Below are 12,893 nucleotides of genomic sequence, written 5' to 3' on the forward strand. Positions count from 1 at the left end.
TTACTTATCCGACAACCCCGGCGCCTCACGAATAATGAAGTGATCCAGGTTCTCGATATTCGCACTGAACACCCCGAACGTCTGCTCGGGGGTTTTCTTGCTCGGCACCTGCTTCAACTCCGGCGTCACGCCATAAAAGAAGCAATACAACTCGGCACCACTGTCGATGGCATGCTTGATCTCCTCCAGAAACGCTTTGCGCTTGCGGTAGTTCTCGATCAACTTCTTGCTCAGGTAAACGTTGACCGAATAAGGCTTCTTCTTCGCCTCATCCGCTTGCTTGAACCAGACCTTCTGCTCGAAATCGATGCGAAAGCTCTGCGTGTAATCCTTGATCTCCTTGATCTTGCCCCAGTAAATCAGCCCCTTGTTGTCCGTCAGGTATTCGATCTTCTTGAAGAACGACCCATAAGGCGCAGTGTGCTCGCCAATCTTCAGCGGCACGCGCTTGAGCAACTCCTTGTCCTCGAAGTTCGACACAAAACACTCCACCGGGTGGGCGAAGACACTGGTCTTGTCCGGCGCTGATTCGTGGCTTGGGTGCTCGGTATCGCTGGGCTGTGTAAGAGGATTCGGATCGTCCCGCACCACATCCGCCGCCACCGCCGGGTTCGACGGCTTACGCACATACTGACGCCGAGTCAGTAACAACTCCGACGGGAAATGTTCCTCGCGACTGTCATCCGTTTCTGTACCGTCCGAGTCCACACCCGACGCCGACGCCTTGAGACTGACATAAGGACAGTCCACCACATGCCGGGTGCTGGGCGTGTTCTTGAAGTGCGGAGTGCGGACGTAATTCACGTTCTTGGCGTTGAATGTTGTCAACACATTCGCCGCATCGAAGGCCGCCCTGCATGCGTCATTGGGGCATTGGAAGTGTTCCTTGGCGGAATCGAACTCCATGGTCTCGTCGAAATTCAAATCGCGCACGTCATAGATCGACAGTTTGTCGTCGAGGCTGAGGCAGTAGGCGAGGTCGAATTTCATGGTGGGCTCGGGTCCTTGAGTGGGGAACGGTATTAATAGCGGGAGGCGGGTGATGGCGCACCTTTTAATTCATCTTAGTCGCGCCAACATCTTCATTTTCCACACGATGTCATAGCCTGGTGAGAGCTGTAGGTGCGACGTATGCGCCGCCGCTGCTCTCGAGATTCTGGATTGAACTGATTGCGAAATCTTTCCGCTAATCGTGTAGGAGAATTCCGTATTTTTGGTAGTCTTCATCCTCTTATAGGGGGATGAGTGGATGCCAGCTGTCATTGCCGAAAATGATGAATCGAAGTGGGCCGATGAAACCGGTGTCCTATATCACTTTCCGAAACAGTATCGAGCAATTCTGACCGAAGGAACGGCGGTGCTGTATTACAAAGGGAAGATGACAAACAAGGCTTTTTCGGATCAGCGTCTGAGTGCCAGCCCTCATTATTTTGGTGTTGCTCGAATCGGAAAGGTTCATGCGGATGAGAACAGCACACGAGGTGATTTGTTCGCTGTCATTGAGGGCTTCAGGCCCTTTGAATCTGCGGTTCCCATTAAACTCGACGGAGAATACCTTGAGCAGATTCCCGAAAAACTGAAGAGTAATTACTGGCGTAATGGTGTCCGGTTTATTGACCAGATGGTGTTTGACGACATTTGTTCCCGTGCGAAGCTACAGGTGGAGCAGGCCTTCGATTTCAGCCTAATCGATAGTGCGCAGGAATTTGAGACTAGTGTTATCGGGACTGAAGGGAAAAAAATCGCCTATTACGGTGTGAGGTATGAGCGCAGCCCAAAGCTTCGGCTTCAGGCAATCGCTATTCATGGGCTTCGATGCAAAGCCTGTGATTTTGATTTCGAGAAAGCGTATGGCGCACATGCAAAAGGCTTTATTCATGTGCACCATGTGAAGCCCATTTCCGAATTTGACGAGGACCAGGTTGTCGATCCAGCGACTGACTTGATTCCACTCTGTGCGAATTGCCACGCGATTGTTCATAGGAAACCCCAACAGTTGCTGAGCGTTGAGCAACTGAAAAGTCTTCTCAATGGTCGATGGGTTTTCGACGATTTAACCTAGGTAAATGCTTCGACGATAGAAGCATTTGCACAACCCTCCACCACCAAGGATCAACCCCCATAACCTGTAGTTGCGGCTTATCGTGCAAGAGGTAGGGCATGTCCCGCAGCCGAATCCAACCTTCATCCTGCCAATGCAACAGACTCAACGACATCTCCGGCCAATCCAACAAACTTAACATTGGCCGATCCGTATTCTTCGGCTGGTCCGCATCGCGCAAGGCCGGGACCACTTGGTGGGTCAACCACTCACGCAACAACCGGTTCCCCGGCGCGTAGTGATACACCAACAGCGCATAAGCCCCTGATTCGCTGAGCATTAACCGCTGCTCAAATTGTCCGTAATATTCAATCCGCAAGGTCCGCCGCTGATCCTGATCCAGTTTGTTGACTACACGATCACTCAGATGGAATCCCATCAGCCGACCCAGATCGCGGGCGCAGAGCCATGGCTGGTTTTCCAGAAGGAGCGCATGGAGGTGGAGGTTTTGGCGTGCGAAACGTGTTGGAATGATCGGATCAGACATGACCGATCTCCGGGAAGGAGGATGAGCGGAGTGGTCTTTGTGTCGGCATATCCATTACCTCTACGTGTGAATTTTGAGAGGGCCAAAACCCGACGTAGAGGACTTAAAAAAATCCCAACAAGCGTTCTCTTCAAACAGAAAATCGTACGTAAGTCTTCGAGACATGCGCGATTACTGTTTGACGGAGTAGCTTCTACGTTGGGCGTTTCTTAGGCACCTGCAATTGAGCTTAGAGGTGCTTTGAGTGGACATCAATACGGAAGTGGCTGGAAGATCTGTAGGAGTTTTGGCGTAGCGACGTAGGGATGAAAAAGGTTATTCATTCCCCAATAAAAAAGCCCCGATCAGATCGGGGCTTTTGCTTTTTCGATTCGCCGATTCAAATTGCAATCATCAAATCGCGGCGAGCTCGGAAATCAATCCCAGCTAAGCGCACCACCGGTTTGGTATTCAATAACCCGAGTCTCAAAGAAATTCTTCTCTTTCTTCAAGTCCATAATCTCGCTCATCCAAGGGAACGGGTTAGTCGTCCCCGGATACTCTTCCTTCAACCCAATCTGCGACAAACGACGGTTAGCGATGAACTTCAGATAGTCCTCCATCATCGCCGCATTCATGCCCAACACCCCACGAGGCATGGTATCCCGAGCATATTCAATCTCCAGCTGAGTCCCCTGCAGAATCATCTGCGAAGCCTCTTCCTTCATCTCGGCGTCCCACAAGTGCGGGTTTTCGATTTTGATCTGGTTGATCACGTCGATGCCGAAGTTCAGGTGCATGGATTCGTCGCGCAGGATGTATTGGAACTGCTCGGCGACGCCGGTCATTTTGTTGCGGCGGCCCATGGAGAGGATCTGGGTGAAGCCGCAGTAGAAGAAGATGCCTTCCAGAACGCAGTAGTAGGCGATCAGGTTGCGCAGCAGTTCTTTGTCGGTTTCGACGGTGCCGGTTTCGAACTTCGGATCGGAGATCGAACGGGTGTACTTCAGGCCCCAGGTGGCTTTTTTCGCGACCGATGGGATCTCGTGGTACATGTTGAAGATTTCGCCTTCATCCATGGCCAGCGATTCGATGCAGTACTGGTAGGCGTGGGTGTGGATCGCTTCTTCGAAAGCCTGGCGCAGGATGTACTGGCGGCATTCCGGGTTGGTGATCAGGCGGTACACGGCCAGGACCAGGTTGTTGGCAACCAGGGAGTCGGCGGTGGAGAAGAAGCCGAGGTTGCGCATGACGATGCGGCGCTCGTCGTCGGTCAGGCCTTCCGGGTCTTTCCAGAGGGCGATGTCGGCGGTCATGTTGACTTCTTGCGGCATCCAGTGGTTTGCGCAACCGTCCAGATACTTTTGCCAGGCCCAGTCGTACTTGAACGGTACGAGTTGGTTGAGGTCGGCGCGGCAGTTGATCATGCGCTTTTCGTCAACGGCGACACGGGCGGAGGCGCCTTCGAGTTCGGCGAGGCCTTCGGCGATGTCGAGGTTGTCGAGGGCAGCCTTGGCGCGAGCGATGGCGGCGGAGTCGGACGCGGTTACAGCGCGAGCTTCTTGAGCGGCAACACCACCGGCGGTGTCGAGGCGGTCCATGTTGGCTTCAGTCGCGTGGCCGGCGTTGGCGCCTTTTACCACGGTCTCGCCGCTGTCTTCTTTGTCGAATTCGTCCCAGCTCAGCATGACGTGTCGTCTCCTGCGTGAGGGCCAGATGCCCGTGTGAAAACTGATTGGTTGGTTTTTCACACGACCGGTCTGGCCGCGTTGGATAGCGTTTTTTGCAGCGGTACACGCAGGCAAATAAACATAATTTTGTACGGGGTTCCGAGAGCCGCTGATGGCGCTGCAGTCGTTGACGACGTCGGCCTGGGCTTCGGACTGGCTGTCATCCCTGTAAGGGAATATTGCAGGCCCGTTTAAGGCGGCATTATAGGGAAATTTTTGCGGCCGTGGTGGGGCGAATCCGCGCATGGAGCGGTCGAGAAGGAGGGTTTTTCGGTCGGAGCGAGGGTTTATAGGGCTTTGGCTGGTGATCGCGGGAGCAGATTTTTTTTCTTAAATTTTGACGTGCTACTTTTTTGTTCAAAAAATAGCCAAAAAATCGGGTTTTTCACTACATGTTGTGTTTTGAGTCGGTTTTCGCTGGCCCCAGACACAACTAAGCCCGACCGAAGTCGGGCTGTAAGTCACGCTCGATGATCAGCTCAGGCGAGCGGCACCGACGTGATCTGCGCCATCGGCGGCGACTTTGGCGGAACCGACGTGATCGGCACCATCGGCAGCGACTTTGGCGGCGCCAGTGTGATCAAAACCATCGGAAGCGAGTTTGCCTGCACCGATGTGATCGGCACCATCGGCGGCGACTTTGGCCGAGCCGGTGTGGTCGTAGCCGTCAGAAGCGACAGCGGCTTCGGTGGTGAAAGTGGCCGAGCCCGTGCGGTCGTAACCGTCGGCGGCGAAGGTGTTGGCGGCCAGTACAGACAGGGTCAGGGCGAGGATCAGTTTGGTTTTCATGGTCGTTGCTCCAGGTTCGTTGGCGTTGTTTGCCTTGGTGTGGGATTCATACTACGCCGATAGATTCGATTAAAAAGCGCAAATAAATGCTGAAAGCTATCGTGTAAATCGATCTATACGGTTCGGCGCTTTGACTGCCTTGAACATTGCGTCGACTGCTATCGTCGGAGCGCCGCCCGCAGCAAGCCGGCTCCTACAGGTCGGTGTGATGATCGGGCATTGGGTCGAACCGTTTAGGGGAGTGCGGGTGATCAGCCGTTGGAGCAGCCGTTACCCATGATGCTGTAGCGCAGGATGTGGCGTTGGCCTTTGGAGTCGTCGTATTCCATTTTCATGGGGACAACTTCGCACACATTGGGGATTTCACTCATGGAGACAACTTTGGCGATATCGAGGTGAGTGGAGTAAGTGTATTCCTCGATAGCGGGTTGTTGCTGTGCGACATCAGTCGGGACCTCGTCTGCCATGGCGGTTGCGCACAGGCTGGAGAGGGCCAGAACTAATAAAGCTTTCATTTCGGTTTTACCTTTTAGAGGTCGAGTGGGGTCACGCAACCTTTTTGGGGTTGCGTGTGGAACTTGGTTACCGGTGTTTTGATTAACTGCCTTCGTGGGGGCTGCAACTTGGTTAATCAGGGTTTGCCTTGTTGGCGAGGTGGATTTTAGGCGTGGGGTTGGCATTCATATAGGTGGGGTTTTGATAAACACCTTTGACAGATTTCGTAACAATCGTGGAATACGGTTGTAGGAGCCGGCTTGCTGGCGATGTTGGCGACGCGGTTTTCAGGTTGACCGCGTTATCGTTCTTCGCGGGCAAGCCTCGCTCCTACAGGGGTTGCGTACATTTGTGCGGGGTTATCACGATAATTTGTAGGGGCTTGTTACTACCATCGTCGAATGGTTCTATAGGCCCGGCCCGGGCTACAACAGGGCCATACAAAAACAACTATTCCACCGAGGTAAGAAAGATGAGTGCGGCTTCTCTGTATCCCGTTCGTCCCGAGGTAGCGGCCAACACGCTGACCGACGAGGCAACCTACAAAGCCATGTACCAGCAGTCGGTCGTCAACCCTGACGGTTTCTGGCGCGAGCAAGCCAAGCGCCTCGACTGGATCAAGCCTTTCACCACGGTGAAGCAGACGTCCTTCGACGATCACCATGTCGACATCAAGTGGTTCGCCGATGGCACCCTGAACGTTTCCTACAACTGCCTCGACCGTCATCTGGCCGAGCGCGGCGATCAAATCGCGATCATTTGGGAAGGGGATGACCCTTCCGAAAGCCGCAACATCACCTACCGCGAGCTGCACGAACAAGTCTGCAAGTTCGCCAACGCCTTGCGCGGCCAGGATGTGCACCGCGGCGACGTGGTGACTATCTATATGCCGATGATTCCCGAAGCCGTGGTCGCCATGCTGGCCTGCACCCGGATCGGCGCGATTCACTCGGTGGTGTTCGGTGGTTTCTCGCCGGAAGCCCTGGCCGGTCGCATCATCGACTGCCGCTCGAAAGTGGTGATCACTGCGGACGAAGGCATTCGTGCTGGCAAGAAAATCCCGCTCAAGTCCAACGTCGACGACGCGCTGACCAACCCGGAAACCAGCAGCATCCAGAAAGTCATCGTGTGCAAGCGCACCGGTGGCGACATCAAGTGGAACCAGCATCGCGACATCTGGTTTGAAGACCTGATGAAAGTGGCGGGCAGTGTCTGCGCGCCGAAAGAAATGGGCGCCGAAGAAGCGCTGTTCATCCTTTACACCTCCGGTTCCACCGGCAAGCCGAAGGGCGTGCAGCACACCACCGCCGGCTACTTGCTGTATGCGGCCATGACCCATGAGCGCGTGTTCGACTACCGCCCGGGCGAAATCTACTGGTGCACCGCCGACGTCGGCTGGGTCACCGGCCACAGTTACATTGTCTACGGCCCGCTGGCCAACGGCGCGACCACGCTGCTGTTCGAAGGCGTGCCGAACTACCCGGACATCACTCGGGTGGCGAAGATCGTCGACAAGCACAAGGTCAATATCCTCTACACCGCGCCGACCGCGATCCGCGCGATGATGGCGTCGGGCAAGGCCGCTGTTGAAGGCGCTGACGGCAGCAGCTTGCGTCTGCTCGGTTCGGTCGGTGAGCCGATCAACCCGGAAGCGTGGGACTGGTACTACAAAAACGTCGGTCAATCCCGTTGCCCGATCGTCGATACCTGGTGGCAGACCGAAACCGGCGGCAACATGATGAGCCCGTTGCCGGGCGCTCACGCACTGAAGCCAGGTTCGGCGGCACGTCCGTTCTTCGGCGTGGTGCCGGCGTTGGTGGACAACCTGGGCAACATCATTGAAGGCGTCGCCGAGGGTAACCTGGTGATTCTCGATTCGTGGCCAGGCCAGGCGCGTACGCTGTATGGCGACCATGACCGTTTCGTCGACACCTACTTCAAGACCTTCCGCGGCATGTACTTCACCGGCGACGGTGCGCGTCGTGACGAGGACGGTTACTACTGGATCACCGGCCGTGTGGACGACGTGCTCAACGTGTCCGGCCACCGCATGGGCACCGCCGAGATCGAGAGCGCGATGGTTGCGCACCCGAAAGTCGCTGAAGCCGCCGTGGTCGGTGTGCCGCACGACATCAAGGGGCAGGGCATTTATGTCTACGTCACGTTGATCGCTGGCGAAGAGACGAGCGAGCAATTGCGTCTGGAACTTAAGAACTGGGTGCGTAAAGAGATCGGCCCGATTGCTTCGCCGGATGTGATCCAGTGGGCGCCGGGGCTGCCGAAGACGCGTTCGGGCAAGATCATGCGCCGGATTCTGCGCAAGATTGCGACCGCTGAATATGATGGGTTGGGGGATATTTCGACCCTGGCGGATCCGGGTGTGGTGCAGCATTTGATTGATACGCACAAGACGATGAATGTTGCGTAAGTAGCGTTTGGCGTTATTGGAGCCCTGCCAGGTGTTGAGTCTGGTGGGGCTTTTTTATGCCTGAGGGTTTTGTATTGGCTGTTCGGGCCTCTTCGCGGGCAAGCCTCGCTCCTACAGGGGTTGAGGTGTACCTGAATCCTGTAGGAGCGAGGCTTGCCCGCGAAGGCAATCTGTCAGACACCCAATAAACACCAGCCAATAATTATCGGCTTCCCCCGTAGTCCATTTCCTACTGTTACCCACGACCCTTCAAGTAACTGAATGTGTAACCGCCCGCGCCGATACGGGGCATTGCGAAACGCCATAACCCCGCATCCGTGCATTTCAGCCCCGCAAAAAAATAAGAACCCACGCTGCGCTTGCCGGATTAGAAGGGTTTGCCAATAATAGGCCCGCAATTTGCAATATAGATCGGTTCACTGTCTTTTGCTCTTGCATGAAATTGCAAGGCTGTCAACGTGCCTAAACGGCTTTCTCGGTGCTTCTGTAATTTGTTGTCGCATTGAAGAAATATCGGCTTCGGGCCTGTCGTTAGAATGCCGATCACTCGCTCGTCGTTGCCCGCGTTGAAAACAACGCCGGTTTCCCAGGACGCAGCAACCGCTTTCCGGTTTTACTCATTCGCATATTGGGCTGTTGCTCACTCTGCCGTTTTAGCCCTTTACCGATGGAGTCCCAAGATGAAGAAACTCGTGCTGCTTGGCGCCCTGGCACTGTCCGTGCTGTCCCTGCCAACCTTCGCCGATGAAAAGCCTCTGAAAATTGGCATCGAAGCGGCATACCCTCCGTTTGCTTCCAAAGCGCCGGACGGCAGCATCGTTGGTTTCGACTACGACATCGGCAACGCACTATGCGAAGAAATGAAGGTCAAGTGCGTGTGGGTCGAGCAAGAGTTCGACGGTCTGATCCCGGCACTCAAAGTGCGCAAGATCGACGCCATCCTGTCGTCGATGTCGATCACTGAAGACCGCAAGAAGTCCGTGGACTTCACCAACAAGTACTACAACACCCCGGCTCGCCTGGTCATGAAGGCCGGCACTCAAGTCAGCGAAGGCCTGGCCGAGCTGAAGGGCAAGAACATCGGCGTGCAGCGTGGTTCGATCCACGAGCGTTTCGCCCGCGAAGTCCTGGCTCCGCTGGGTGCCGAGGTCAAGCCGTACGGTTCGCAGAACGAAATTTACCTCGACGTCGCTGCCGGTCGCCTCGACGGCACCGTGGCAGACGCTACGCTGCTGAATGACGGTTTCCTGAAAACCGACGCCGGCAAAGGTTTTGCTTTCGTGGGCCCGGCCTTCACCGACGTCAAATACTTCGGCGACGGCGTAGGTATTGCTGTTCGCAAGGGTGATGCGCTGAAAGACAAGGTCAACACCGCGATCACTGCCATTCGCGAGAACGGCAAGTACAAGCAGATCCAGGACAAGTACTTCGACTTCGATATCTACGGCAAGTAACACGTCCCGGCGACAAGTCCGAATGGCGCAAGCAACAGGATCTCTGAGGTTTGCGCCATTTTTTCATCCCAACTTTCGAGGATCTGAATCATGTTGAAAGGCTACGGGGCTGTCATCCTCGATGGCGCATGGCTGACGCTTCAGCTCGCCTTGTCGTCCATGGCCCTGGCCATCGTCCTGGGGCTGATCGGCGTTGCGCTGCGTCTGTCGCCGGTGCGTTGGCTGGCCTGGCTGGGCGATCTGTATTCCACGGTAATCCGCGGGATTCCCGATCTGGTGCTGATCCTGCTGATTTTCTACGGCGGTCAGGACCTGCTCAACCGCGTCGCACCGATGCTCGGCTATGACGATTACATCGACCTGAACCCGCTGGCCGCCGGTATCGGCACCCTGGGTTTCATCTTCGGTGCGTACCTGTCGGAAACCTTCCGTGGTGCCTTCATGGCGATTCCGAAGGGGCAGGCCGAAGCCGGTATGGCGTACGGCATGAGCAGCTTTCAGGTGTTCTTCCGGGTGTTGGTGCCGCAGATGATTCGCCTGGCGATTCCGGGCTTCACCAACAACTGGCTGGTACTGACCAAGGCCACCGCGCTGATTTCGGTGGTGGGTCTGCAAGACATGATGTTCAAGGCCAAGCAGGCGGCAGATGCCACCCGCGAGCCTTTCACCTTCTTCCTCGCAGTGGCCGCGATGTACCTGGTGATCACCAGTGTCTCGTTGCTGGCATTGCGTCACCTTGAGAAGCGCTACTCGGTAGGCGTAAGGGCGGCTGATCTATGATCTTCGACTACAACGTCATTTGGGAGGCCCTGCCGCTGTACCTCGGCGGCCTGGTGACCACCCTCAAATTGCTCGCACTGTCATTGTTCTTCGGTTTGCTGTGCGCCTTGCCCCTGGGCTTGATGCGCGTCTCGAAGAACGCGGTCGTCAACATGACTGCCTGGCTCTATACCTACGTGATCCGCGGCACGCCGATGCTGGTGCAGCTGTTTTTGATCTACTACGGTCTGGCGCAATTCCAGGCGGTGCGTGAAAGCTTCATGTGGCCGTGGCTGTCCAGCGCGACGTTCTGTGCGTGCCTGGCCTTCGCGATCAACACCAGCGCCTACACCGCAGAAATCATCGCCGGCAGCCTGCGCGCTACGCCGAACGGTGAGATCGAAGCGGCCAAGGCCATGGGCATGTCGCGCTTCAAGATGTACAAGCGGATTCTGCTGCCATCGGCCCTGCGCCGGGCGCTGCCGCAGTACAGCAACGAAGTGATCATGATGTTGCAGACCACCAGTCTGGCGTCCATCGTGACCCTGATCGACATCACCGGTGCCGCGCGCACGGTCAACGCTCAGTTCTACTTGCCGTTCGAAGCGTACATCACCGCGGGTGTGTTCTACCTGTGCCTGACCTTCATTCTGGTGAAGCTGTTCAAACTGGCCGAGCGCCGCTGGCTGGGCTACCTGGCCCCGCGGAAGCACTGATATGGAACGCATCGATCATTCATTGCCGTGGAGCCACCTCGGTAGCGAACGCCAGATTTCGGTGTTCCGCTTCGGTAGTGGCGAGCGCAAGGCCTACATCCAGGCCAGCCTGCACGCCGACGAATTGCCGGGCATGCGCACGGCCTGGGAGCTGAAAAAGCGCCTGACCGAACTCGAAGCCCAAGGCTTGCTCAACGGTGTGGTCGAGCTGGTGCCGGTGGCCAATCCACTGGGCCTCGGTCAGCTGCTGCAAGGCGGTCATCAAGGGCGTTTCGAAGCGGGCAGCGGCAAGAACTTCAACCGCGATTTCGTCGAGCTGAGCGCGCCAGTGGCCGCCCAACTTGAAGGACATCTGGGTGACGATCCGCACGCCAACATCCGCTTGATCCGTCAGGCCATGAGCGATCACCTGGCGGCACTGCCGGAGGCGAGCAGCCAGTTGCAAGGCATGCAGCGCGTGTTGCTCAGCCATGCCTGCACCGCTGATGTGGTGCTTGATCTGCATTGCGATTGCGAAGCCGCGCTGCACATGTACGCCTTGCCGCAACACTGGCCGCAATGGCGTTCGCTCGCCGCGCACCTGAATGTGAAAGTGGGCCTGTTGGCGGAAGATTCCGGCGGCAGTTCCTTCGACGAAGCCTGTTCGCTGCCGTGGCTGCGTCTGTCGCGTCAGTTTCCGGATGCGCAGATTCCACTGGCGTGCCTGGCGACTACTATTGAATTAGGTGGTCAGTCTGACACCGGTCGCGCTGAAGCCGAGGCTTACGCCGAAGGCATTCTCGCGTTCCTCGCCGAGCAGGGATTGATCAGCGGCGAATGGCCAAAACCTGCGCAGGACGCGTGTGAAGGCATGCCGTTCGAAGGCACCGAATTGCTGTTCGCGCCGCATCCGGGCGTGATCAGTTTTCTGCGTAAACCCGGTGAGTGGATCGAAGCCGGCGACGAGATTTTTGAAGTGATCGATCCGTTATCGGATCGGGTCAGCACGGTGTGTGCTGGTACGTCCGGGGTGCTGTTTGCCATTGAACGGCTGCGTTATGCCCAACCCGGTTTCTGGCTGGCCAAGGTGGCGGGGCGCGAAGCGCTGCGTCACGGGCGCTTGCTCAACGACTGACTGACTGTTTTTGTGAGAACCGACCGCATGTACAAACTTGAAGTCCAAGACCTGCATAAACGCTATGGCAGTCACGAAGTGCTCAAGGGCGTGTCCCTGAAAGCGGCGGCTGGCGATGTGATCAGCATCATCGGCTCCAGTGGCTCCGGCAAAAGTACCTTCCTGCGCTGCATCAACCTGCTGGAGCAGCCGCACGCGGGCAAGATCCTGCTCAACAACGAAGAGCTGAAACTGGTTGCCAACAAGGACGGCGCGCTGAAAGCCGCTGACCCGAAACAGCTGCAACGCATGCGTTCGCGTCTGTCGATGGTGTTCCAGCACTTCAACCTGTGGTCGCACATGACCGCGATGGAAAACATCATGGAAGCGCCGGTCCACGTGCTCGGCATGTCCAAGGCCGAAGCCCGCGAGAAAGCCGAGCACTACCTGAACAAGGTCGGCGTGGCACATCGTAAAGACGCCTACCCTGGCCACATGTCCGGTGGCGAGCAGCAGCGCGTGGCGATTGCCCGTGCACTGGCGATGGAACCTGAGGTGATGCTGTTTGACGAACCGACCTCGGCCCTCGACCCTGAACTGGTCGGCGACGTGCTGAAGGTGATGCAAGCCCTGGCCCTCGAAGGCCGGACCATGGTGGTGGTGACCCACGAAATGGGCTTCGCCCGTGAAGTGTCGAACCAGCTGGTGTTCCTGCACAAAGGCGTCGTCGAAGAAAGCGGCAACCCGCGTGAGGTGCTGGTCAATCCACAGTCCGAACGTCTGCAACAATTCCTCTCTGGCAGCCTGAAATAATCAAGACTGCCGTTGTGCACCGGGATAGTGCATGCTTCGCAAATTAACG

12 protein-coding genes are annotated in these 12,893 nt (G+C 56.5%); 7 read left to right on the forward strand and 5 right to left on the reverse strand.

Annotated features, from left to right (window positions below; translation table 11 throughout):
- On the reverse strand, positions 1-990 hold the full coding sequence (locus tag ACYZUC_RS27340; RefSeq protein ID WP_461991634.1) for a hypothetical protein: 990 nt from the start codon (positions 988-990) through the stop codon (positions 1-3).
- Between the two features lie 259 nt (positions 991-1,249).
- Here ACYZUC_RS27340 and ACYZUC_RS27345 point away from each other — a divergent pair, with 259 nt between their 5' ends.
- Positions 1,250-2,062, forward strand: a complete 813-nt coding sequence (locus ACYZUC_RS27345) for an HNH endonuclease (RefSeq protein ID WP_461991636.1) — start codon at positions 1,250-1,252, stop codon at positions 2,060-2,062.
- On the opposite strand, the gene ACYZUC_RS27350 is transcribed toward ACYZUC_RS27345, so the two are convergent.
- The 4 genes from ACYZUC_RS27350 to ACYZUC_RS27365 all read right to left on the reverse strand — a co-directional run bounded on the left by ACYZUC_RS27350 (position 2,028) and on the right by ACYZUC_RS27365 (position 5,601).
- Positions 2,028-2,588, reverse strand: a complete 561-nt coding sequence (locus ACYZUC_RS27350) for a BRO-N domain-containing protein (protein ID WP_461991638.1) — start codon at positions 2,586-2,588, stop codon at positions 2,028-2,030. The two genes, ACYZUC_RS27345 and ACYZUC_RS27350, sit on opposite strands and share 35 nt — an antisense overlap.
- Positions 2,589-3,004: 416 nt before the next feature.
- A complete protein-coding gene (locus ACYZUC_RS27355) occupies positions 3,005-4,255 on the reverse strand; it encodes a ribonucleotide-diphosphate reductase subunit beta (protein ID WP_008034875.1) in 1,251 nt (416 codons plus the stop codon).
- Positions 4,256-4,771: 516 nt separating this feature from the next.
- A complete protein-coding gene (locus ACYZUC_RS27360; protein WP_461991640.1) occupies positions 4,772-5,086 on the reverse strand; it encodes a hypothetical protein in 315 nt (104 codons plus the stop codon).
- Positions 5,087-5,337: 251 nt separating this feature from the next.
- Positions 5,338-5,601, reverse strand: a complete 264-nt coding sequence (locus ACYZUC_RS27365) for a DUF2790 domain-containing protein (RefSeq protein ID WP_008038474.1) — start codon at positions 5,599-5,601, stop codon at positions 5,338-5,340.
- 452 nt (positions 5,602-6,053) lie between these two features.
- Here ACYZUC_RS27365 and acs point away from each other — a divergent pair, with 452 nt between their 5' ends.
- From acs to ACYZUC_RS27395, 6 genes are all read left to right on the forward strand, one after another.
- Positions 6,054-8,009: an acetate--CoA ligase gene (gene acs / locus ACYZUC_RS27370; RefSeq protein WP_192417029.1), complete on the forward strand. Its 1,956-nt coding sequence runs from the start codon at positions 6,054-6,056 to the stop codon at positions 8,007-8,009.
- 680 nt (positions 8,010-8,689) lie between these two features.
- The gene (locus ACYZUC_RS27375) at positions 8,690-9,463 is read left to right on the forward strand and encodes an ABC transporter substrate-binding protein (protein ID WP_461991642.1); all 774 of its coding nucleotides are present in this window, start codon (positions 8,690-8,692) and stop codon (positions 9,461-9,463) included.
- 90 nt (positions 9,464-9,553) lie between these two features.
- Positions 9,554-10,243, forward strand: a complete 690-nt coding sequence (locus ACYZUC_RS27380; protein ID WP_007951063.1) for an ABC transporter permease — start codon at positions 9,554-9,556, stop codon at positions 10,241-10,243.
- Positions 10,240-10,938 carry an ABC transporter permease gene (locus ACYZUC_RS27385; RefSeq protein ID WP_110964516.1) on the forward strand — a complete coding sequence of 233 codons (699 nt, stop codon included), beginning with the start codon at positions 10,240-10,242 and terminating at the stop codon, positions 10,936-10,938. Before ACYZUC_RS27380 ends, ACYZUC_RS27385 begins: the two co-directional genes overlap by 4 nt.
- 1 nt (position 10,939) lies before the next feature.
- Positions 10,940-12,052, forward strand: a complete 1,113-nt coding sequence (locus ACYZUC_RS27390; RefSeq protein ID WP_461991645.1) for a M14 family metallopeptidase — start codon at positions 10,940-10,942, stop codon at positions 12,050-12,052.
- A 27-nt stretch (positions 12,053-12,079) separates the two neighbouring features.
- A complete protein-coding gene (locus tag ACYZUC_RS27395) occupies positions 12,080-12,844 on the forward strand; it encodes an ABC transporter ATP-binding protein (RefSeq protein WP_461991647.1) in 765 nt (254 codons plus the stop codon).
- Positions 12,845-12,893 lie beyond the last annotated feature (49 nt).

This window comes from Pseudomonas sp. GT1P32 (assembly GCF_054897805.1).